The organism is Streptomyces sp. NBC_00989, assembly GCF_045162655.1.
Classification (GTDB): Bacteria; Actinomycetota; Actinomycetes; order Streptomycetales; family Streptomycetaceae; genus Streptomyces.
On the sequence record NZ_CP108728.1, the window covers coordinates 9976954 to 9999978 of the forward strand.

General features: G+C 69.4%; 19 protein-coding genes. 8 read left to right on the top strand and 11 right to left on the bottom strand.

The window, feature by feature from the left end; genetic code table 11:
- Positions 1-6: 6 nt before the first annotated feature.
- Positions 7-1626, top strand: a complete 1620-nt coding sequence (locus OG714_RS44885) for a peptide-N4-asparagine amidase (RefSeq protein WP_406129824.1) — start codon at positions 7-9, stop codon at positions 1624-1626.
- 174 nt (positions 1627-1800) lie between these two features.
- Positions 1801-3240 carry a cation:dicarboxylate symporter family transporter gene (locus OG714_RS44890; RefSeq protein ID WP_406129826.1) on the top strand — a complete coding sequence of 480 codons (1440 nt, stop codon included), beginning with the start codon at positions 1801-1803 and terminating at the stop codon, positions 3238-3240.
- 78 nt (positions 3241-3318) lie between these two features.
- Here the strand turns inward: OG714_RS44890 and OG714_RS44895 are convergent, their stop codons facing one another.
- A complete protein-coding gene (locus tag OG714_RS44895) occupies positions 3319-4170 on the bottom strand; it encodes an SDR family NAD(P)-dependent oxidoreductase (RefSeq protein WP_406129828.1) in 852 nt (283 codons plus the stop codon).
- A gap of 83 nt (positions 4171-4253) precedes the next feature.
- On the opposite strand from OG714_RS44895, the gene OG714_RS44900 reads away from it, so the two are divergent.
- Positions 4254-4958 carry a TetR family transcriptional regulator gene (locus OG714_RS44900; protein ID WP_406129830.1) on the top strand — a complete coding sequence of 235 codons (705 nt, stop codon included), beginning with the start codon at positions 4254-4256 and terminating at the stop codon, positions 4956-4958.
- Between the two features lie 43 nt (positions 4959-5001).
- Here OG714_RS44900 and OG714_RS44905 read toward each other — a convergent pair whose 3' ends face one another.
- Positions 5002-5976 (bottom strand): GlxA family transcriptional regulator, encoded by a 975-nt coding sequence (locus OG714_RS44905; RefSeq protein WP_406129832.1) that lies wholly within the window; start codon positions 5974-5976, stop codon positions 5002-5004.
- 203 nt (positions 5977-6179) lie between these two features.
- Here OG714_RS44905 and OG714_RS44910 point away from each other — a divergent pair, with 203 nt between their 5' ends.
- Positions 6180-6818, top strand: coding sequence for an HD domain-containing protein (locus OG714_RS44910; protein WP_406129834.1), 639 nt, complete (start codon positions 6180-6182; stop codon positions 6816-6818).
- A 119-nt stretch (positions 6819-6937) separates the two neighbouring features.
- Here OG714_RS44910 and OG714_RS44915 read toward each other — a convergent pair whose 3' ends face one another.
- Complete coding sequence (locus tag OG714_RS44915; protein ID WP_406129836.1) at positions 6938-7447, bottom strand: MarR family winged helix-turn-helix transcriptional regulator; 510 nt, start codon at positions 7445-7447, stop codon at positions 6938-6940.
- A gap of 130 nt (positions 7448-7577) precedes the next feature.
- Between OG714_RS44915 and OG714_RS44920 the strand changes: the two genes are divergently transcribed.
- The gene (locus OG714_RS44920; RefSeq protein ID WP_406129838.1) at positions 7578-9380 is read left to right on the top strand and encodes an ABC transporter ATP-binding protein; all 1803 of its coding nucleotides are present in this window, start codon (positions 7578-7580) and stop codon (positions 9378-9380) included.
- 43 nt (positions 9381-9423) lie between these two features.
- Positions 9424-10266 (top strand): endolytic transglycosylase MltG, encoded by an 843-nt coding sequence (mltG, locus tag OG714_RS44925; protein WP_406129840.1) that lies wholly within the window; start codon positions 9424-9426, stop codon positions 10264-10266.
- Positions 10267-10541: 275 nt separating this feature from the next.
- On the opposite strand, the gene OG714_RS44930 is transcribed toward mltG, so the two are convergent.
- The 6 genes from OG714_RS44930 to OG714_RS44955 form a co-directional block, all read right to left on the bottom strand.
- The gene (locus tag OG714_RS44930) at positions 10542-11663 is read right to left on the bottom strand and encodes an NAD(P)-binding domain-containing protein (protein ID WP_406129841.1); all 1122 of its coding nucleotides are present in this window, start codon (positions 11661-11663) and stop codon (positions 10542-10544) included.
- 42 nt (positions 11664-11705) lie between these two features.
- Entirely contained in the window at positions 11706-12848 is a 1143-nt protein-coding gene (locus OG714_RS44935; protein ID WP_406129843.1) for an LLM class flavin-dependent oxidoreductase, read from the bottom strand.
- A 1-nt stretch (position 12849) separates the two neighbouring features.
- Positions 12850-13875, bottom strand: a complete 1026-nt coding sequence (locus OG714_RS44940) for an ABC transporter substrate-binding protein (protein WP_406129845.1) — start codon at positions 13873-13875, stop codon at positions 12850-12852.
- Positions 13876-13933: 58 nt separating this feature from the next.
- Complete coding sequence (locus tag OG714_RS44945; RefSeq protein ID WP_406129847.1) at positions 13934-14701, bottom strand: ABC transporter ATP-binding protein; 768 nt, start codon at positions 14699-14701, stop codon at positions 13934-13936.
- Entirely contained in the window at positions 14674-15570 is an 897-nt protein-coding gene (locus OG714_RS44950) for an ABC transporter permease (protein WP_406129849.1), read from the bottom strand. Before OG714_RS44950 ends, OG714_RS44945 begins: the two co-directional genes overlap by 28 nt.
- A 126-nt stretch (positions 15571-15696) precedes the next feature.
- Positions 15697-15780 (bottom strand): putative leader peptide, encoded by an 84-nt coding sequence (locus OG714_RS44955; RefSeq protein ID WP_350495123.1) that lies wholly within the window; start codon positions 15778-15780, stop codon positions 15697-15699.
- 123 nt (positions 15781-15903) lie between these two features.
- Here OG714_RS44955 and OG714_RS44960 point away from each other — a divergent pair, with 123 nt between their 5' ends.
- Positions 15904-16332, top strand: coding sequence for a secondary thiamine-phosphate synthase enzyme YjbQ (locus OG714_RS44960; protein ID WP_366498615.1), 429 nt, complete (start codon positions 15904-15906; stop codon positions 16330-16332).
- 73 nt (positions 16333-16405) lie between these two features.
- On the opposite strand, the gene OG714_RS44965 is transcribed toward OG714_RS44960, so the two are convergent.
- Both OG714_RS44965 and OG714_RS44970 read right to left on the bottom strand, forming a co-directional pair.
- Positions 16406-19642 carry an alpha-L-rhamnosidase gene (locus OG714_RS44965; RefSeq protein ID WP_406129851.1) on the bottom strand — a complete coding sequence of 1079 codons (3237 nt, stop codon included), beginning with the start codon at positions 19640-19642 and terminating at the stop codon, positions 16406-16408.
- A gap of 333 nt (positions 19643-19975) precedes the next feature.
- Positions 19976-20737, bottom strand: a complete 762-nt coding sequence (locus tag OG714_RS44970) for a class I SAM-dependent methyltransferase (RefSeq protein WP_406132161.1) — start codon at positions 20735-20737, stop codon at positions 19976-19978.
- Between the two features lie 341 nt (positions 20738-21078).
- Here OG714_RS44970 and OG714_RS44975 point away from each other — a divergent pair, with 341 nt between their 5' ends.
- Positions 21079-22992 carry an N-acetylmuramoyl-L-alanine amidase gene (locus tag OG714_RS44975; protein WP_406129852.1) on the top strand — a complete coding sequence of 638 codons (1914 nt, stop codon included), beginning with the start codon at positions 21079-21081 and terminating at the stop codon, positions 22990-22992.
- Positions 22993-23025: the final 33 nt, after the last annotated feature.

Sequence of the window (23025 nt, forward strand, 5' to 3'; positions counted from 1 at the left end):
CCGCCCATGAGAAGCCGGATAGTCATGTCCATGCTCGCCGGAGCGACCCTCCTGGCGAGCACCCTCCTCGGGACCAGTCCTGCCCAGGCGGCCGATACGAAAGGCCAAGTCGCCGACGTCCCCGCCGAGTTCGGCACCGACTGGCACGACCCCCTCACCGCCGCCCCGCCCATCGCCAAGCCCACGGCGAAGTCCTGCCAAGTCACCCTCGCCGACACCGAGTTCCGCGACTTCACCCCGTACCAGGGCACCTACACACCACCCAAAACCTGCGGCGACCACTGGAGCAAGGTCGTGCTGCGCCTCGACGGCACGGTCAAGGGACGGCAGTACGACCGACTCGGCTATCTGCACGTCGGCGGGGTCGAGATCCTCCGCACCTCCACGCCGGAACCCTCGCCGGACGGCATCGCCTGGTCCGTCGAGAAGGACGTCACCCGCTACAGCGCCACCTTCCGCAGCGCGCAGAACGTCGAGATGCTCATCGGCAACGTCGTCGACGACACCTACACCGGAGTCATCGGCGTCAAGGCCACACTGACGTTCTACGAGGGCAGACCCGTGGTGGAGCAGACCCCCGACCGCGTCCTCACCCTCGCCGCCGACTCCACCCTCACCACCCCGCGCAACACCGAACGCATCGTCGCCGAGGTCTACGCGACCGGATCCGGCGGCGGCTGCGAGGAGTTCTGGTATCTCGCCGTGCCCGACTCGGCGCCGTACTCCTGCCAGGCGGACAAGGGTCCCTACCGCGAGGTGCAGATCAAGGTCGACGGTCAACTCGCCGGAATCGCCGCCCCGTTCCCGAACGTGTGGACCGGCGGCTGGTCCGACCCCTTCCTCTGGTACGTCATTCCCGGCCCGCGTGCCTTCGACGTCAAGCCGATCGAATACGACCTCACACCCTTCGCCGGGCTGCTCAACGACGGCCGCCCGCACCACATCGACGTCTCCGTCGTGGGCGTGCCCGAGGGACAGAGCGGGTGGAGCGCGCCGGTGAACGTGCTCGTCTGGCAGGACGCGCAGCGCGCCCACGTCACCGGCAAGCTCACCCTCGACCGGGCCGGAGAGCTCGCCAACTCCTCGACGTACACGCCCGGTTCGGAGGAACGCGTGGACACCGCCGCGGGCCACCGGCTGACCACGGCCGGATACGTCGACACCTCGCACGGCCGGGTGCGGACCACCATCGACCGGACGCTCGCGAACACCTCCGTACACCGTTGGACCGACGGCGAGAACATGGACGGGCTCGACGCGACCTGGACGGACGACGAGTCGGTGACCGTCAACGGGCGTGGACCGGTCCGGACGACGGCCACGCATCGGACGTACACGATGAACGGCACGACGACGATCGGGACGGACGACCGGCTGCGTACCGTTCTCACGCTGGGCGACCGGGCGGCCGTAGTCGACACGCGGGACGGGCGGCGGACCGGGTGGTCGCGGCTCGACGACACCTACACCGGGGACGCGACCTACACGCTGAACGTGCCCCGTGACCAGCGGCACGCGGTCGGGACGTCGAGCGAGCGCTACCGGCTGTACGGCTCGGGCGGTTGCTACGACCGTTCGCTGAGCACCGCGCAGGGGGTGCTCACCGAGGACCGCAGCGGCTGCTGAGGCGTTGTGCGTGCGATGCGTCACTCAGGTGTGTGATTTACACGGCCGTCACACGGAGGTTTTCCGGACGATCAACAACGGCTTCAAAGTGTCCAGTCGGAAGCCGCTTTCCGTATCGCAGAAGTCGCCCCCCATCGATTTCCGCGAACGACCGTCCCCCCTCAAGGAGTGCCCGTGCCGCCGTCCGTCCCGCCTCTGCCGCGACGCGTCGCACGCATACTGCGTACCTCACTCTTCGCGCAGGTCGCCTGCGCGCTCGTCCTCGGAATCCTCGTCGGGAAGCTGTGGCCCGACGTGGCCACGGACCTCCAGCCCCTCGGTGACGGATTCACCCGGCTCATCAAGACGATCATCTCGCCGCTCGTGTTCTGTGTGGTCGTCGTCGGCATCGCCAAGGCCGGTGACCTCAAGGCCTTCGGCCGGATCGGCCTCAAGGCGCTGATCTGGTTCGAGGTCGCCAGCACCGCTGCGCTGATCATCGGCCTGGTCCTCGCCAACGTCGTCCAGCCCGGCTCCGGGATGCACGTCGACCCGGCCACGCTCAACACCTCGGCGGTGGACGCGAAGACGGGCGGCGCCGCGCTGCCCTCGACGACCGAGTTCATCGTCAACGCACTGCCCACCAGCTTCATCGGCGCCTTCGCCGAGAACTCCCTGCTCCAAGTCCTCATCCTGGCCTGCCTGGTGGGCGCCGCGCTGCTCCACCTCGGCCACACCAAGGTGCCGCAGGTCCTGCCCGCGATCGAGCAGGCGCAGGAGATCATCTTCGCGATCGTCGGCTTCGTCATGCGACTCGCCCCGCTCGCCGTCTTCGGCGCGATGGCCGTCCTGGTCGGCCAGTACGGGCTCGGCGTGATCAAGACCTACGCCAAGCTGATCATCCTCTGCTACGTCGCCGCCGCGCTCTTCGTCGCGTTGCTCGCCGTCGCCCTGCGGCTGGTCACCGGGCTCAGCCTGTGGAAGTTCCTCCGCTACATCCGCGAGGAGATGCTCCTCGCGCTCGGCACCGCCTCCACCGAGTCCGTCATGCCGCGCGTGATGCAGAAGCTGCGCAAGGCCGGCGCCCGGGACGACGCGGTCGGTCTGGTGCTGCCCACCGGCTACTCCTTCAACCTCGACGGCGCCTCGCTCTACCTCTCCATCGGCACCCTGTTCATCGCCCAGGCCGTCGGCGTCGACCTCAGCCTCGGCCAGCAGATCACCGTCGTCCTGGTCCTCATGCTCACCAGCAAGGGCATGGCCGGCATCCCTGGTTCGGCCTTCCTCGCCCTGTCCGCGACCGCCTCCTCGCTGGGCGCGATCCCGGCCGGCGCGGTCGCCCTGCTCCTCGGCGTGGACCGCATCATGGACTCGATGCGCGTCGTCACCAACCTCCTCGGCAACTGCGTCGCCGTCTTCGCGGTCTCCCGCTGGGAGGGCGCCCTGGACATCGAGCGAGCGAAGAAGGTCCTCGACGGCGAGATCACGGTCGTGGACGAAGACGAGAGCACCGGCGCGGACGAGATCACGGTCGCAGAAGAAGAGGCGGTGCAGGAAGAAGCCGTACAGGACGAACACGAAGAGGCGGAGATCCCCGCGCAGCGCGTCAAGGAGACTGCCCCCGAGGCCAGTTGAGGCTGAGTCGGTTCGTTATGGCGGGCTGCGGCTCCTGCTCCATCTCTACGGTGGGGGAGTCGCGGCCCGTTTCCGTGGTTACCCGAGGTCGACCGGGTAGGCCTGGTCGAAGTCGGCCGAGCGGCTCACCGCCTCCCATGCGGACGCCTGGGCGAGCTGGTCGCGCGAGTAGCTCTGCGCCATCTCGACGGCGACGACTCCCAGGAGGAGATGGGAGGGGATGTCCGGCTGCTTGACGATCCGGACCAGGATCTCCCCGGCCCGCTTCGGATCGCCCGCGGCGACCACGGGACCGTCGAAGAGGCGGATCATCGCGCCGACGGTCTCGTCGTACTCCGGCGCGACATCCGGTATCCGCATCGACGAACCGGCCCAGTCGGTCGCGAACCCGCCCGGTTCCACGACGAGATACCTGATCCCGAACGGCGCGGTCTCGGCCGCGAGCACACGCGTGAAGCCGTCGACCGCGAACTTCGCCGCCTGGTACGACCCGAGCCCGGGATTCCCGCCGACCCGGCCGCCGACGGACGAGAACTGTACGACCGTGCCCGCGCCCCGCGCCTTCAGGAACGGGAGCGCTGCCGTCGAGACGTTGTAGACGCCCCAGAAGTTCGTGTCGAACTGTCGGCGGAAGTCGTCCTCCGGTGTCGTCTCGACCGGGGAGAGGTTGGCGTATCCGGCGTTGTTCACGACCACGTCGATCCCGCCGAAGCGGTCGACTCCCGCATGTAGGGCCGCCGTCGCCGCCGCCCGGTCGGTGACGTCGAGCGCGACGGGGAGTACCTGGTCGCCGTACTTCTCCAGGAGGTCGTCCAGCTGCTCCGGTTTGCGTGCCGTCGCGACGACTCGGTCGCCGGCCTCCAGGGCCGCGACGGTGAGGTTGCGGCCGAAGCCGCGGGACGAACCGGTGATGAACCATGTCTGAGTCATGCAGCTAGCAAAACACTGTTTCGTTATTAGTGCAACCCCGTTGCGCTAAATTAATGCAACCAAGTTGCGCTACGCTCAGAGCCATGAGCACGCCCAGTCCCCAGCGCGCCCGCAGTGCGGCCGCCAAGCAGCAGCGTGAGAGGGCGATCCTCGACGCCGCCAGATCCCTCGGCGCCGAACGCAGCGTGCGCGAGGTCACGCTCACGGACATCGCCGCCACCGTGGGCATGCACAAGTCCGCGATGCTTCGGTACTTCGAGACCCGGGAGCAGATCTTCCTGGCGCTGACCGCCGAAGGGTGGGAGGACTGGTCGGCGGAGCTCCGTGCGCGGTTGAGTGAAGTCACGGTCGGAGATTCCGACGTGGTCGCTGCCGTCATCGCGCAGTCGCTCGTCGCGCGGCCGTTCTTCTGCGATCTGCTGGCTCAGGCGCCGTTGAACCTGGAGCGCAACGTCTCGCTCGACTCGGTGTACGAGTTCAAGACGGTCGTACTCGGCGAAGTCGCTTCGGTGGCAACCGAGTTGTGCCGGACGCTCGCGATCACCGAGGGTGCGGCCATCGATGTGATCGCCACGGCGACGAGCATGGCCGGGGCGCTGTTGCAGATGGCCGCCCCCGGTACCCGCCTCCGAACGCTCTATGAATCCCGTCCCGAGTTGGCGCATGCGCTGGTCGACGTCGAACCCCAACTGACCCGCATCCTGGCCGCGTTGCTGACAGGGATGCGCGCTGCCGCCACGCCAACACAGCCTTCCGCGCAGGCGGGAGTTGACGCAGCGCAGGCGTGAACCGAAGCCACTCAGGCGTGAAGCGGAGGCGGTTGGCCACGGCTCACGGCATCGGTGACTGGCCGCGCGTACTGGCGAAACGGCTGCGATAGTGCGTCGGTGTCGTGTCCAGGTGGCGGGCGAAGGCGCGGCGGAGGGTCTCGTCGGTGCCGAGTCCGCTGTGGTGCGCCGCGGAGGTGACGCTGTGGCCTTCGAGGAGGAGATGCCGGGCGCGGTCGAGACGGACCCGTTCGACCCAACGGGCGGGCGTGGTACCGAGTTCGGTGCGGAAGAGCCGCGTCAGGTGGCGGGGGCTGACCGCCACGGTCGCCGCCATGGCGGGCAGGCTGTGGTCGGCGGCCGGGTCGGCCAACACCGAGGCGATCAGCGACCGTAGCGGATCGGTGCGCGGCCGTGGGGTGGCGGTGGCGGTGGCGGCGGAGAACTGCGACTGCCCGCCCGGGCGTTGCATGAAGACGACCAACTCGCGCGCGATGTCCCTGGCCACGCCCGCTCCGTGGTCGTCCTCGACGAGGGCGAGCGCCAGGTCGATGCCGGCGCTGATGCCCGCCGAGGTGACGAAGTGGCCGTCGCGGATGTGGATGGCGTCCGGCTCGACACGCACTTGGGGGTAGTGCCGGGCGAGCGTCTCGGCATGCCGCCAGTGGGTCGTGGCCGACCGGCCGTCCAGCAGGCCGAGTTGGGCGAGGATGAAGGCGCCCGTGCAGACGGACGTGACCCGGGTGGCGTGGTCGATGAGAGTACGGGTCGCGGTCAACAGCTCTTCCTCGGGCGGCTGTTGGGCGAGCCGTTCGCCACCGGCGACCACCACCGTGTCGACCGGCCCGGCGTCGGCCGCGGTCACCGTGCTGGTCAGCGTAAGCCCGTTGGAGGCGGTCACCGTGCCGCCGTGAGGTGAGACGAGCACCAACTCGTAGGGGTGGCCGAGCCGGCCCGACTCGTGCAGCACCTCGGCGGGGCCGCTGACGTCGAGCATGGTCACGCCGTCGAAGACGAGGAATCCGACCCGGTGTGTCATGCCGGAAGCCACATCGCAAGCCACATCGCAAGCCACGTCTGAAGCCACGTCTGAAGCGAGGTCTGAAGTCGTGTCCGAATCTGTGGTTTTCCTGGCTGTGAGGACATGGCCCCAGCGTACGCCGCCGACGATCCTGGAGTCACAAGAGATCGAGTCACAAGAGATGAGATCGAGTCGCACGACATCGAGGAGAGGGAAGAACGATGAGCGAAGTGATCGCAGGCGTGGAGATCCCGGACACCGCCCTGGTGCGGGAGGCGACCGAGCTGGTGCGCGAGGCCGCGTCGCCGTTGCTGTTCGACCACTCCCGGCGGGTGTTCCTGTGGGGCGCCCTGCGCGGCCGGGAGCAGGGGCTCGGCTACGACCCCGAACTGCTCTACGTGGCCGCGATGTTCCACGACCTCGGGCTCACCGAGAAGTTCCGCCGCACCGACCAGCGCTTCGAGATCGACGGTGCGGACGAGGCCCGCCGGTTCCTGCACGCCCACGGCATCACCGGTGAGCAGGCCGACCGGGTCTGGGCGAGCATCGCCCTGCACACCACACAGGAGATCCCGCTGCACATGTCCGCCGAGATCGCCCTGGTCAACCGGGGTGTGTCGCTGGACGTCGTGGGCATCGGCTACGACGCGGTCTCCGACGAGCAGCGCGCGGCCGTCGTGGCGGCACACCCCCGACCGGACTTCAAGAACGGGATCCTCGCCGCCTTCACCGAGGGCATCAAGGACCGCCCCGAGACCACCTTCGGCAACATCAAGGCGGACGTGCTGGAGCACTTCGTACCGGGCTTCGTGCGCGGCGACTTCGTGGAGCGCATCAAGGCCTCGAACTGGCCGGAGTGATGCCCTTACCTGAAGGCGCCGGAGGAACCGGAGTGCCGCGAACCTGGTCTCCGGCGGCAGCCTCATGCGGGGCAGCGGGGCAGCGGGGCAGCAGGCTGGCAGGCCAGGGGGTCAGCGGGTCAGCAGGACCGCCCGTGCCCATGCCCCTCGTGCGCCCCATGGACGTCATGCCCTTCATGCCCCTCATGCGCACCAGGCACCCCGTCCACCAACGTGTCCAGCAACGCCCGCAACACCCCACGCTCCACATCCGTGAGCGGCGCGAGGATCTCGTCCGCCGCGCCCCGCCGCGCCCCGCGCAACTCGCTCAGTGCCTTGCGGCCGTCGTCCGTGATCTCGATCCGGATCACCCGCCGGTTCGACGGATCGGGCGCCCGCCGCACCTTGCCGCTGGCCTCCAGGCCGTCGACCAGCGTCGTCACGGCGCGCGGCACCACCTCGAGGCGCTCGGCGAGGTCGGCCATGCGCGGCGGGGAGTCGAAGTGCGCGAGGGTGCGCAGCAGCCGGGACTGGGCGGGGGTGATGCCGAGGTCGCGCTGCTCCAGGTGGCGCTTCTGGATGCGGTGCACCCGGCGGGTGAGCCGCAGCAGCTGCTCCGCGAGCAGGCCGTCGGAATCGGGGGTGGTCATACGGGAACAATATCAGGACCTGGTTCATTGTGAGTATAGGTAACAATGAGCTATGCTCCATCGAGTCTCATCGCTCCACGAGTTCTGAGCGCTCGACCAGTCCTGATCGCCTCACCATCCGTAGGAGACCATGCCCCGCGACGACATCAACTGGACACCGTCCCCAGGCACCTCGACCGACCAGCCTCGGCAGGTGCGCCGCATCCTCAAGCTCTTCAAGCCCTACCGCGCCCGACTCGCGGTCGTCGGCCTTCTGGTTGGTGCCGCGTCCCTGGTCACCGTGGCGACCCCGTTCCTGCTGAAGGAGACGCTGGACGTCGCCATCCCGCAGAACCGCACCGGCCTGCTGAGCCTGCTCGCGCTCGGCATGATCCTGAGCGCCGTCCTGACCAGCATCTTCGGCGTGCTGCAGACCCTGATCTCCACGACGGTCGGCCAGCGCGTCATGCACGACCTGCGCACGGCGGTCTACGGCCGGCTCCAGCGCATGTCGCTCGCCTTCTTCACCCGGACCCGCACCGGCGAGGTCCAGTCCCGCATAGCCAACGACATCGGCGGCATGCAGGCCACCGTCACCTCCACGGCCACCTCCCTGGTCTCGAACCTGACCAGCGTGGTCGCCACGATCATCGCGATGATCGCCCTGGACTGGCGGTTGACCGTCGTCTCGCTGCTGCTGCTCCCGGTCTTCGTGTGGATCAGCCGCCGCGTCGGCAACGAACGCAAGAAGATCGCCACCCAGCGCCAGAAGCAGATGGCCGAGATGGCCGCCACGGTCACCGAGTCGCTGTCCGTCAGCGGCATCCTGCTCGGCCGCACGATGGGCCGCTCCGACTCGCTCACCCGCTCCTTCTCCGAGGAGTCCGAGGGGCTGGTCGACCTCGAAGTCCGGTCGAACATGGCCGGGCGCTGGCGCATGTCCGTCATCTCGATCGTCATGGCAGCGATGCCCGCCGTCATCTACTGGACAGCCGGCATGACCCTCCACCTGGGTGGCCCGGACGCCTCGATCGGCACCATCGTCGCCTTCGTCTCGCTCCAGCAGGGCTTGTTCCGCCCGGCCGTCAGCCTCCTGTCGACCGGCGTCCAGATCCAGACCTCGCTGGCGCTCTTCGCGCGCATCTTCGAGTACCTCGACCTGCCGATCGACATCACCGAGCGCGAGAACCCGGTCCACCTCGACACCATCAAGGGCGAAGTCCGGTTCGAGGGCGTCGAGTTCCACTACGACGACAAGAGCGGCCCGATCCTCGACGGCATCGACATCACCGTCCCGTCAGGAAACAGCCTCGCGATCGTCGGCCCGACCGGCGCCGGAAAGTCGACCCTCGGCTATCTCGCGCCCCGGCTCTACGACGTGACGGGCGGCCGGGTCACCCTCGACGGGGTCGACGTCCGCGACCTGGACTTCGACACGCTCGCGCGTGCCGTCGGCGTCGTCTCCCAGGAGACGTACCTCTTCCACGCCTCGGTCGCCGAGAACCTCCGCTTCGCCAAGCCGGACGCCACCGACGAGGAGTTGCACACGGCGGCGCGCGCCGCGCAGATCCACGAGCACATCGCGGGCCTGGCCGACGGGTACGACACGATCGTCGGCGAGCGCGGCCACCGGTTCTCCGGCGGCGAGAAGCAGCGACTGGCCATCGCCCGCACCATCCTGCGCGACCCGCCGGTCCTCATCCTGGACGAGGCGACCAGTGCGCTGGACAACCGCACCGAGGCCGCCGTCCAGGACGCCATCGACGCCCTGTCGGCCAACCGCACCACGCTCACCATCGCCCACCGCCTCTCCACCATCCGGAGCGCCGACCAGATCGTGGTCCTCGACTCCGGGCAGATCGCGGAGCGGGGCACACACGAAGAACTGCTCGAACAGGACGGGCGGTACGCGGCCCTCGTACGCCGGGACGCCCAACTGGAACCGACAAGCTGAAGATATGCCGGGTTTGTGACGATATGCGGGTTACCGTGCCCGCATGCAGATGAACACTCCGCCACGGAGCACGATTCGACTGACCCGCAGGGGCCGGGTCGCCCTCATCGCGACGGGGGCCGTCGTGGCCGGCACCGCCGTGGCGGTGCCGCTGCTGAGCCTCGAGAGCGAGGGGGACACGCGCCCCACGTCACTGGTGATCCCGGAGGGCTGGCGCTCGGGCCAGATCTACGAAGCCGTGGACAAGGTCCTCGCGCTGCCGGTCGGCACCACCAAGAAGTCGATCGCGAAAGCCGGCCTGAAGCTGCCGAACGACGCGGAGGGCAATCCCGAGGGCTATCTCTTCCCGGCGACGTATCCGCTGGAGAAGAAGTCGACGCCCGCGTCGCTGCTGTCGTTCATGGTCAACACCGCGAACCAGAAGTTCAACGGCGCCCCGGTCGCCGCCGGCGCCCAGCGCAACGCGATGAACGTCTATCAGGCCGTCACCATCGCGAGCATCGTGCAGGCCGAGGCGGCGTCCAAGACCGACATGGGGAAGGTGGCCCGGGTCATCTTCAACCGCCTCGAACGCGGCATGCCGCTCCAGATGGACTCCACCATCAACTACGCGCTGAACCGCGCCACGTTGAAGACCACCGGCAGCGACACCCGGCTCGACAGCCCCTACAACTCCTACCAGCGCATGGGTCTGCCGCCCACCCCGATCGACAACCCGGGCGAGGAGGCGATGCGCGCCGCGATCAACCCGCCCCCGGGCGACTGGCTCTACTTCGTCACGGTCAAGCCCGGCGACACCCGCTTCGCGGCCACGTACGAGGAACACCAGCGCAACGTCGCCGAGTTCAACGCGGCCCAGAAGAACAGTGCGTCGCCCACGAAGTGATCGGCGCGGGACGACGTGGGGCGGCGCTCGGCATTTCGGCCGGCGCCGCCTGATGTGTCGCGGGGCTGTGCGGAGTTGATCGCGGACGGTCTGCGCGGTGGGCGGGGCGGCGCGGCGTCAGACCCATGTGCGCCTTTTGGGGTGGGTGGCCTGTGTTTCGTCGGCGGGTGCGGGGTCGCTGTGGCTGGTCGCGCAGTTCCTCGCGCCCCTCAAAAACACCTTTGGTCAGCCGGTGCTGTCCAGCTCTGCTCTGTTCGAAATGGCCCCGAACAGCCTCAGGCCGACACCGGCTCCCCGGCCAGCAACCGCCGGATGTCCCGCACCGCCGCCCGTCCCGCCCGGTTCGCGCCGATGGTGCTTGCCGATGGGCCGTAGCCGACGAGATGAACACGTGGATCGGCGACCGCGCGGGTTCCCTCGACGCGGATGCCGCCGCCCGGCTCGCGCAGCTTCAGTGGTGCCAGGTGGTCGATCGCGGCCCGGAATCCGGTTGCCCAGAGGATGACATCGGCGTCCACATGGCGGCCGTCGTTCCAGTCCACCCCGTCGGGTGTGATCCGGTCGAACATCGGCTGCCGGTCCAGGACTCCGTCCGCGATCGCCTGCCGGATCGCGTCGTTCAGCGGCAGTCCGGTCACGGACACGACGCTCTTCGGCGGCAGTCCCTGCCGTACCCGTTCCTCCACCAGCGCCACGGCCGCCCGTCCCACGTCCTCGCTGAAGGGCCCCTCGCGGAAAACCGGCGGACGCCGGGTCACCCACGTCGTGGAGGCCGCGTACGGCGCGAGCTCCATCAGATGCTGGGTGCCGGACGCGCCCCCGCCCACCACGACCACCCGCAGCCCGGCGAACTCCCCGGGCCCCGGATACTGCGCGGTGTGCAACTGCCGCCCCCGGAACGTCTCTTGACCCGGATAGCGCGGCCAGAACGGTCGGTCCCAGGTACCCGTCGCATTGATCAGCGCCCGCGTCGACCAGACACCGTCGGACGCATCGGACGCATCGGACGCATCGGACGCATCGGACGCATCGGACGTCTCGACGAGCAGCCGGCCGGCTGCGCCCTCCCGTACCGCCCGCACATCCACCGGCCGCCGCACCCGCAGGTCGAAGGCCCGCTCGTAGGCGGCGAAGTACTCGGCGATCACCTCGGCGGACGGGCGGGCCGGATCGGCGTCCGTGAGTTCCATGCCAGGCAGCGCGTGCATCCCGTGGACCTTGCCGTACGTCAGCGACGGCCACCGGAACTGCCAGGCCCCGCCCGGCGCGGGCGCGTGGTCCAGCACCACGAAGTCGCGCCCCGGCTCGAAACCGGTGCGCCGCAGGTGATAGGAGCCGGCCAGGCCTGCCTGCCCGGCGCCTATGACGACCACGTCGACCTCACGTGTGTTGTTCACATTTCTACGAACAGCGCCCGGGCCGTGGATCTTCCCGCACGCTCAGCGCCCGCTGCCCACCAGGAACGGAACACCCGCCCGAGCCGCCGTCTCGACCAGCCCACGCGCCGCGAGCTCGGGAATCACACCCTCGCCGAACCAGTACGCCTCCTCCAGATGCGGATACCCGGAGAGCACGAAGTGCTCGACGCCCAGCGAGTGGTACTCCTCGATCAGATCGGCGACCTCGGCATGACTGCCCACGAGCGCGGTGCCCGCGCCACCCCGGACGAGACCGACCCCCGCCCACAGATTCGGGTGGATCTCCAGCTCGTCCCGCGAACCGCCGTGCAGCGCCAGCATCCGCTGCTGGCCCACCGACTGGCTGCGCCCGAGCGCCGCCTGCGCGGCCGCGATCGTGTCCGCGTCGAGGTCGTCGAGCAGCCGGTTCGCCGTCGCCCACGCCTCGGCCGACGAGTCCCGCGAGATGGTGTGCAGCCGCACCCCGAACCGCACGTCCCGCCCCTCCCGCTCGGCGAGCCCGCGAATCCAGTCGATCTTCTCCTTGACCTGCGCCGGCGGTTCTCCCCAGGTGAGATACACGTCCGCATGCCGGGCGGCCACCGGACCGGCCGCCGCCGACGACCCGCCGAAGAACACCTGCGGCACCGGATCGGGCGGCAGCGCCGTCAGCCCGCCCTCGACCTGGTAGTGCACACCGTCGAAGTCGTACGGCTCTCCCCGCCACACCCCTCGTACGACGGACAGGAACTCGTCCGTACGGGCGTACCGCTGGTCGTGGCCGAGATGGTCGCCGAAGCGGCGCTGCTCGGCCGAGTCGCCGCCGGTGACGACATTGAGCAACAGCCGCCCCCGCGTGAGGCGTTGATAGGTCGCCGCCATCTGCGCGGCGAGCGTCGGCGAGATCACCCCGGGCCGGAACGCCACCAGGAACTTCAGCCGCTCGGTGTGCTGGGCCAGCGCCACGGTGGTCAGCCAGGCGTCCTCGCACCATGTGCCGGTCGGCGTCAGCACCGCCTCGAAGCCCAACTGCTCGGCCGCTTTGGCGATCTGGGCGAGGTACTCGATGTCCGGCGGACGCACCCCGCGGACCGTGCCCGCGCGGTTGGGTCCGTAGGCGTGCCGGTCGACGAGCGTACGGCCGTCGCCGCCCGTCGGCAGGAACCAGTGGAGACGGACGGTCATGTCACTTCTCCTTGTAGACGCGCGGCGCGGTCGTCGAGGCCGGCAGGCTGCCGTTGAAGCGGGTGTCGACGAACTCGGCGAAGTCGACCTTGCGCGGGATGAGCTTCAGGCTGGTGAAGGTGTCCGCGATCTGCTGCTCGGAGGCGATCAGCGGCTTGTCGACGGCCACCGAGATACGTGAGGCGTTCGTGCGCTTCACCGAGGCCAGTGCCACCGAGTACGGCAGCCCGGTGTCCTTCGCCCACACCTTGGCCCACGCCTCGGGGTGGTCGTAGACCCAGTCCTGTGCGCGCCGCAGCCGCTCCAGATAGTCCTTGATGGCCGCGGCCTTCTTGCTGTTCGCCAGCGCGGAGGGCGCCGCCACCTGGAAGTTGAGCCCGTTGACCAGCCCCTGACCGGTCGTCAGAATGCGGCCCTGCTCGGACTGGAGGACCTGCGAGGTGTACGGGTCCCAGACCGTCCACGCGTCCACCTTGCCGCTGGTGAACGCGGCCAGCGCGTCGGCCGGTTGGAGGTACTTGACCTTGACGTCGCTCAGGGTGAGCCCGGCCGCCTTGAGGGAGGCGATCAGCTGGAAGTGCGCGGACGAACCCTGCGCCACGGCTATGGACTTGCCCTTGAGCTGCTCGGGCGAGGTCAGCTTGGAGTCCTTCGGCACGAGGATGGCCTCGCCCTGGGAGTTGCCGTGCGAGGCGGCCACCACCCTGATCTTGGAGCCCGCGCCCGCAGCGAACACCGGCGGGGTGTTGCCGACGCCGCCGATGTCGACGGCCTTGGCGTTGACGGCCTCCAGGAGGGGCGGTCCGGAGGTGAACGTGGACCACTTGATCTTGTAGTCCAGGTTCTTGAGTTCACCGGCGGCCCGCAGCACCGCCTCCGAACCACCCTTCTGGTCACCGACGTTGAGCGTGAGGGAGCCCTTGCCGTCGGTACCGGTCGAGGTCTCGGCGGCCGAGTTCCCGCCGCAGGCGGTGAGCAGGAGGGCGATGGGGAGCAGCAGGGCGGCGGGAACGAGGCTTCGTCGCATGAGGGGGAGTCCGTTCTCGGTAACTGGTCTCGGTAACTGGGTTGATGCGTGGGGGAGTTCAGGCGGCTTCGGCGGCGGTGTCGACGCCGAGGCGTTCCAGGAGTCCGGCGCGCAGTTCCGCGAACCGGGGGTCGGTGATGTCGCGCGGCCGGTCGAGGTCGATGTGCTGCTCGTGCGCGATGACGCCGTCGTCCATCACCAGGACCCGGTCGGCGAGCAGCACGGCCTCCTCGACGTCGTGGGTCACCAACAGGACCGCGCAGCCCCGCCGTTGCCACAGCTCGCCCACCAACCGCTGGGCCTTGATGCGGGTGAGCGCGTCGAGCGCGCCGAACGGCTCGTCGAGCAGCAGCAGATCGGGCTCGCGCACCAGAGCACGGGCCAGCGAGGCGCGCTGCGCCTCACCGCCGGACAGCGTCTTGGGCCACGCGTCGGAGTGGTCCCCGAGTCCGACCTCCGCCAACGCCCGCTCGGCCACGGCCCGTTCGGGCTTGCCGGGCAGTCCGAGCAGGACGTTGCGCCACACCTTCTTCCACGGCATCAGCCGGGGCGCCTGGAACGCGACGGCCTTGCGGCGCGGTACGAGGACGGTGCCCTCGATGTCCCGGTCCAGCCCGGCGAGGATGCGCAGCAACGTGGACTTGCCACAGCCGCTACGGCCGAGCAGCGCCACGAACTCGCCCTGCTGTACATCGAGTTGGAGCTTGTCGATGACGGGACGGCCGTCGAAGGAGCGGGTCAGCCCCTCGACCCGTACCGCCTGCGTGCTCACCGGCGAAGGGGTCGCCGGTCGGGTGGTCACCGGCCCGTGAACGTCGGTCGCCATTGCAGCAGCAGCCTTTCGAGGGTACGGACGAGGAAGTCGGCCAGCAGACCGAGGAAGGCGTAGACGATCAGGCAGACCACGATCACGTCGGTCTGGAGGAAGTCCCGGGCCTGCACCATGAGGAAGCCGATGCCGGCGTCCGCGTTGATCTGCTCGGCGAAGACGAGCGCCAGCCAGGCGATGCCGAGGGAGTAGCGCAGTCCGGTCATCGCGTTGGGCAGCGCGCCCGGCAGCACCACATGCCGTACGAGCCCCCAGCGGGACAGCCCGAGGGACTCCCCGGCCTCGATCAACTGGCTGTCCACGCCCCGGATTCCGGCGTAGACGTTGAGGTAGAGCGGGAAGGTCACACCGAGCGTGATGATGGCGATCTTGGGAGCCTCGCCGATGCCGAACCAGATGATGAACAGCGGGATCAGCCCGACGAAGGGCACGGTCCGCAGCATCTGCACGGGAGCGTCGACCAGGTCCTCGCCGACCCTGAACAGGCCGGAGACCAGGGCGAGTCCGGTGCCGATGAGGGTACCGAGCAGCAGCCCGATCGCGACCCGCTGGAGCGAGGTGGTCATCGCCGAGGTCAGCGAACCACTGTCGATCAGATCCCAGCCGACGTGGGCGATCCGTCCGGGCGAGGCGAGCACGTCGGAGGTCAACACACCTGTGCTGCTGAGGAGTTGCCACAGCGCGAGCAGCACGAGCGGGCCGGTGGTGCGGCGCAGCCAGCGGGGGACGCGGGTGCGGCGCGAGGAGGTGGGGGCGAGAGGGACGAGATCGAGGGAGGAGCGATCGTCCGTATCGGCCTTCGTCGAGCCTGATATAGGAGAAATATCTGGCTCTGAAGAGTCGGGCGGGGCATGGCTGATGCTCATGGGTGCTCCACGGGTGGGGGAGAGCGTCCGGTGAGAAGGGGGGTACGCCTCAACGCCGCCATGTCACGACGGTGTGCACGGGCACGGCGGAGTGCGGGAAATGGAGAGGTGGGGCGGAAGGAGACGTCAGCAGCCGCGGCGACACGCGGCGGAGGCCACCCGCAGCAGGTCGATGTGACCGCGCGTGGTGAGCAGAACTGAACGCAACATGCGGCCGAAAATAGGTCAGATGGCGTGCCACGGTCAACGGTGTCTCGCGTACTGGACCCCTCGTATCACAGGCCGGGCGATCGACGGGGCGTGGAACCCGGCGGATGGGTCAGGATGGGAGGCATGTCAGCTGCCTTCACCACCCGAGTCCTGAACGTCGCCACCGGTTCCAGGGAACGGGTCATGGACCTGACCCGCGACTGCGAGGCCTTCCTCCGGGAGGTGGCGGCCGGCCGTGACGGCCTCCTCAACATCTTCGTCCCCCACGCCACCGCGGGCGTGGCGATCCTGGAGACGGGCGCCGGCAGCGACGACGACCTCCTCGCCGCCCTGCACACCCTCCTCCCCGCCGACGACCGCTGGCAGCACCGCCACGGCAGCCCCGGGCACGGCCGCGACCACGTCCTCCCGGCGTTCGTGCCGCCGCACGCGACGTTGCCGGTGGTGGGCGGGCGGCTGGAGTTGGGGACGTGGCAGTCGGTGTGTCTGGTCGATACGAACAGGGACAACCCTGAGCGAAAGGTGCGGCTCACCTTTCTCGCGGGGTCTTGATGCCGGCCCTGATCCTTGGCTGCCGCCCCGGCTGCCCGGCCGGTGACCGTTCCGGGCAGCCGTACCGCCTTGATCAGGTGGTGAAGCGGTGGGTGCCCGAGCCGACCCGGTAGACCGCGCAGCCCTCCTCCTGGCGCAGGTACGTCCCGTGCGTGCGGGTCACCGCGTCCGGGGTGGACGCGGGGATCCACACCTCCGCGGTCGTGTTGGGCGGCACCGCGCAGGTCAGCGTGAACCGGCCGGACCGCTGTCGCCAACGGGTGGAGACCGGGCCGTAGACCGAGGTGAACGTGGCGCGGGCGGTGGTGACGGCTCCGCCGGGGCGGGGGCGGATGACGATCTCGCGGTAGCCGGGCCGGCCCGCCGAGATACCGGCGATGTTCGTGTACATCCATTCCCCCACCGAGCCGTAGGCGTAGTGGTTGAAGGAGTTCATGCCCGCGTCCTGGAAGCTGCCGTCCGGTCGGATGGAGTCCCAGCGTTCCCACATCGTGGTGGAACCCCGGTCGATCTGGTAGCCCCAGCTGGGGAAGGAGCGCTGCTGAAGCAGGCGGTAGGCGACGTCGGTGTGGCCGGTGTCGGTCAGGACGGGCAGCAGCCGGGGAGTGCCGAGGAAACCTGTCGACAGATGCCAGTCCTTGGCCTCGATCAGCGCGACGAGCCGGTCGGCCGCGGCCTTCCGTGACGTGTCCGGCAGCAGGTTCATCGACAGCGCCAGGACGTAGGCCGTCTGCGTATCGCCCTTGATCCTGCCCTCGGAGGTGACGTAGGCGTTCTGGAAGGCCGTTCGTATCCGCTCGAAGAGATCGAGGTAGGGCGCGGTGTCCGTGCCGAGTTCCCCGGCCATGCGGGCCGCGAGGTCGGCGCTGTGCGCGAAGTACGCGGTGGCGATCACGTCCTTGGGGGTCTCGTCCCCGACGTTCAGCCAGTCGCCGTATCCCTGATCCGGGCGCAGCAGTCGGTCGCTGTGCTTCTCCAGGTACGTCAGCCAGGTCTGGACGGACGGCCAGGCGTCCGCGAGGACTTGGCGGTCGCCGTACGCCTGGTAGAGGGACCAGGGGACCGTGACCCCCGCGTCGCCCCAGCCGGCCGTGCCGTTGCCGACCGTGCCGACCATCGGTGCCACGTCCGTGAACGCGCCCTCCCCGGTCCGGGAGTCCCGGAGGTCGACGAGCCACTTGGACAGGAAGCGCGCCGACTCCATCGTGTACGCGGCCGTGGGCGCGAAGACGTTGATGTCTCCCGTCCAGCCCAGGCGCTCGTCGCGCGCTGGTGTGTCGGTCGGAACGGAGAGGAAGTTGCCGCGCTGGCCCCAAGTGATGTTGTGGTGCAGCTGGTTGAGCATCGGTACGTCGGTCTCGAAGTCGAGGGTGAAGGGGGCGGACGTATGCATGACGCGGCCGGTGACGGCTTTCGCCGAGGGCGCGCCGGGGAATCCGGTCACCTCGACGTACCGGAAACCGTGGAAGGTGAAGCGCGGCTCGTAGATCTCCTCCTTCCCGCCGCCCTTGAGGGTGTACGTGTCGGTCGCCGCCGCGGTCCGCAGGTTCGCGGTGTAGACGGTGCCGTCGGGGTTGAGCACCTCGGCGTGCCTGAGCCGGACGGCCGTCCCCGCGGCGCCCGACACGCGCAGCCGCACCGAGCCGACCATGTTCTGGCCCAGGTCCAACACGTAGACGCCGGGCTTGGGTTGAGTGACGCTCTTCGGTGTCAGCTCGCGCTCCACCCGCACCGGACCGTCCACCTGCGCGACGATCAGGTCGGGACCGATGTCGCCGACGCCACCCATGCCTCGTACGCCCAGCCAGCCTGTGTCGTCGAAGCCGGGCGAGGTCCAGCCGGGGGTCTCCTTGCGTGCGTCGTACGTCTCGCCGTTGAGCAGATCGGCGGCGACGATCGGCCCTGCGGCGGCCCGCCAGTCGGCGCCCGACACGATGCGCTCGCTCGTCCCGTCCGCGTACTCCACCTCCAACTGGGCCAGCAGCGCCGGGACTTGGCCGTACTGACCGGGCCCGAACATGCCCACGTTGCCGGCGTACCAGCCGGGTGCCAGATACGCCCCGATGGCATTGGCGCCGGACCGCAGGAGTTCGGTGACGTCGTACGTCTGGTACTGGACGCGGGTGCGGTAGTCCGTCCAGCCGGGGGCGAGTTGGTCGAGGCCCACCCGGCTGCCGTTGAGGTGGCTCTCGTACAGGCCGAGCGCCGTGGCGTACAGGCGTGCGCGGGCAACTTTCCTGCGCGGCAGCCGGAATTCGTGCCGCAGTTGGGTGACGGCGTACGACACCGGGACGACGCGTCCCCACGGTCCGCTGCCCCAGGCCGCTGCCACCCGGACCGATGGCCAGCCCGCGTCGTCGAAGCCCAACTCCCGCCATCCGGCGGCCGGTTCCTGGTCCGTGGCCTTCCAGGAGGCATCGGTGAACACCTTCTGCTCACCGGAGGCGGTCCGGACGACAAGCACCGCGACGAGCCCCGCCGGGCCTTCGGTCGCGTTGGTGGCGGCGACGGCGATAACGTTGTCGCCGGCCCGCACGCGCGCCAGTACGTCGATCACCGCCGGGCGTTTCCAGTCCTCGTTGTCCGTGTCGAGGTCGGTGTGGGCGACCTCGACCCCGTTCAGGGAGACGGCGTACACGTTGTCGGCGGTGATGGCGAGCGTGGCCGACGTGATTCCGTCGGGCAGTTGGGCGGTACGGCGGAACCAACGGGTGGCCGCAGGAACGCTGTTGGTCGGATCGCCCTCGGGGAACCAGATCCAGGAACCGCCCTCGAAGGACGGTGCGTCCACGAGGCCTGCCGGCGCGGAGATCCAGTCGGCGCTCCACTGCCCGGCGTCCATCAGTCCGGTCTCCCACCACGAGGGAGTGCTCCAGTCAGAGACCTGTCCGTCGCCGTCCCATACGCGTACGGACCAGTGATAGCGCGTCCGGGGCTTGAGTTCGGGACCTCCGTAGGACACGAGGACCGACTCGCCGGACGTGACCTTTCCGCTGTCCCAGACGTCCGGGCGGGACAGGCGCGACGCGGTGGTGGCAACGCGGATCTGATAGGCGCTCTGGCGCACACCGACTCTGTCGGAGGCCAACGGCCAGCTCAGCCGGGGCCGTTGTGCGTCGATCCCCAGCGGGTGTTGGACGTATTCCACGGTCGGCGCCGTGACGCGCAGTCCGTCGCGCAGCGTCTGTGTCTCCGCCTGCGTCTGTCTGGATGCCGGCGCGGCCATCGCCGGTACCGCCGGTACGCCGTCGATGGTCGCTGCCGCCACCGTGGCGACCGCGCCCGCGAGTATGTTCCTCCTGCTGATCACTACGACTCCTCACTCGCACGGAATGGGATGAATCGATTCAGATATGAGAGGCGTGGGTAACGTAGAGCCTGGTGATGCCGGGGTCAATCGTCGTGCAACTGTTTTCGTGACAGGGCTACTTCGCCATCACTCCGGGCGGAGCCGGTGCGCGAGGTGGATGCGAGGGCGTTGAACGGTTTCAATCAGGGCCCGCAACCCTTGTGCTGGGCAGGGCTCGGCACGTCGCGATCGGGGCTGCGCGGCGACGCTTCTTTCTCGGCGGCCGGGGGGTGCGGAGCTTCCGCGTCAGAGTTCTGCGCAGGCCGCCTTTCGCGCCCCGGTGGCGGGCTCTGCCTATTGGTGCGCTGTGTAGACCGTCGCGGTCATCGGTGCCGTCACGGGGCCGGTGCCGAGTTGGTCCGTCATCTTCTGTGTGACGGCGGCCTGGAGGGCCTGCGCGTCTTCGCGGGCCTGCACGGCGGCGCTCACCGGTGTGCCGGTGAGGAACCCGGTGGCGATGGAGGCTGCCGACTCCGCGACGCCTTCCAGCGTGATCTCCTCGGCGGTGGCAAGGGTCAGTCCGGCGGCCGTGAGGTCTGCGGCGACGACGGCCGGGTCGGAGTAGCCGTGGGGCACGTCCTTCAGGAACGGGGGTGCTCCGTCGGGCATGGACTGTTCCAGGGCGGTTTGGAAGGCGGCCCCGAATCCGTGCGAGGCCAGCGGGCCCCAGCTGTTGAACAAGAACCGTCCCTGCGGGGCCAGGACCCGGCGCACCTCGCTGTAGGCGGCGGGTCTGTCGGGGAAGAACATCACCCCGAACTGGCACACGACGAGGTCGAAGCTGTCGTCCTCGAAGGGCAGGTGTTGGGCGTCCGCCTGCCGCCATTCCGCACGGGGTTCCCGTGCCGATCCTGCGGTGACCATCGCTTCGTTGAGGTCGGTCGCCACCACCGAGGCCGTGGGTACCGCGGTGAGCAGGGCCGAGGTCAACGCCCCGGTTCCGGCGGCGAGTTCCAGGACCGTGCGGGGCCGTAGCGCTGCCGCCCTGGCGGCCAGGTCGACGGCGAAGGGCCGGAAGAAGACCGGCACCAGGTGGCGTTCGTAGGCCTCGGGCATGGACCGTGTCCAGCGCCGGTTCGCATCGTCTGTACTCACCCGACGGACATTAGCCCCGCGGGAGGCTCCAGGGCGGACCGCCGCAGCCACCGTGGCTTCGTGTCGGTGTCGACAGCGGCTCCCGTGAGCGCGGCGCGCTGAGCAGGTGTCTCATGCGGTGACGCCGACTCGCCTGCCCAGTGCGGGAGTTGTGAAGTCCGGTGGGGGATGCTGGAGGCTTCCGCACAGTGGTTCGGGCAGGCGTCGTCCCGTACGTCTGCCTCAAGGCACGACTTACTGGCACGACTTACACGCACGACTTACACGCACGACTTACAGGCACTACTTACAAGGGAAGATCCTTGCAGCAATCCTCGCGTAGAAGATCACCCCGGAAGGTGCTGGCCGGAATCCTGGCCGGCGGCGCCGTGGCCGCAGGCTGTTTCGCCGTTCTGCCGTCGACGGCGCAGGCCGCCCCGAGCCCGGGCGCCGACCGGCAGTCCTCCTTCGCCGACGCGGCCGAGGAGTTCGGCGTACCGCTGCCCGTGCTCCTGGCCGTGTCGTACCAGGAGTCGCAGTGGGACGACCACGACGGGCACTACAACACCTCGGGCGGATACGGCCCGATGAACCTGACGGACGTCACCGCCGCGATGGTGTCCGGGGGTTCGGCGGGCGCCGCCGGCCGCGGTGACCTCGCCGAGCTGACGTCGGACCCGGCCCTGCACACCCTCGACGCGGCGGCCGGCCTCACCGGCACCCCGGCGGCGAAGCTGCGCACCGACGACCGTGCGAACATCCGGGCCGGTGCCGCCCTGCTCGCTTCGTACCAGAAGGAGTTGACGGGCAAGAGCTCCACCGACCCGGCCGACTGGTACGGGGCGGTGGCCAAGTACAGCCAGTCGTCGGACAAGAAGGCCGCGCAGCTCTTCGCCGACCGCGTCTTCAAGACCGTGTCCTCGGGCGCCTCGCGGACGACGGCCGACGGACAGCACGTCAGCCTCGCGGCGCGGCGGGCGGTCCACCCCGAGACACGGCAGTTGTCCGAACTGAAGCTGAAGGCCGCGGTGACGGCCACCGACACAGAGTGCCCGGCCACCGTCGACTGCACCTTCCTCGCCGCGGCCGCCTCCAACGGACAGGTGGCCGGCCGCCCGGGCGACGGCGTGCAGATCAAGTACATCGTCCTGCACGACACCGAGTCGTCCTACGACGCCGCGATCAAGACGTTCCAGACGGCGGGCTCCGGCGACTCGGCGCACTACGTCATGCGGGCCTCGGACGCCGCCGTCACGCAGATGACGCACACCAAGGACATCGCGTTTCACGCCGGCAACTACTGGTTCAACATGCACTCGATCGGCATCGAGCACGAGGGCTACGCCGCGCACGGTGCCACCTGGTACTCGCAGGCGCAGTACCAGGCGACGGCCGATCTCGTGAAGTACCTCGCCGCGAAGTACGACATCCCGCTCGACCGCGAGCACATCATCGGCCACGACAACGTGCCCGGCCCGCAGGACAGTTACATCTCCGGCATGCACTGGGACCCCGGTCCCTACTGGGACTGGACGGCGTTCATGAACATGGTCGCCCCGACGAGGGCGGCCCACGCGCAGAGCGCCGGCCGCCATGTCCCGAGGGTGGGTTCGGCGGTCACCATCAGCCCCGAGTTCGCGACCAACCAGCAGACCGTCCAGGTCTGCCCGGCCGACGACCCCACGGGCGCCACCACCGCGTGCACCGGCACCACGGCACCCTCCAACTTCCTTCCCGTGCGCACCGCTCCGAGTGCCGACGCACCCCTCTTCGCCGACCCGGCCATCCACCCCGGCGCGAGCGCGGGCACCGACTCGATCCACGACTGGGGCAGCACCGTCCAGGCCGGCCAGCAGTTCGTGGTCGCCGATGTCGACGGCGACTGGACCGCCATCTGGTTCAGCGGCGCGAAGGTGTGGTTCCACAACCCCCACGGCGTCAACACCTGCGCCGCGCAGGGCGCCACGGTCCTCCACTCCGGCGACCAGGCCGCGACCCTCTACGGCTCCGGCTACCCGCAGGCGTCCGAGTACCCGTCCGGCCTGTCCCCGTCCACGCAGAAACCCCTGACCGTCTACGGCTTCCCGGCGGGCCAGGCCTACGTCGCCACCCAACCCCCGGTCAGCGCCGACGACTTCTTCGTCTCGGGCGACACCTACGTCACCGGGGCGGCCAAGTACTACACGATCCAGTACAACCACCGGGTCGTCCTGGTCGACGCCTCGCAGGTCTCCTGAACCGTCCGGTGCGGGCAGCCCACACGTCCTGCC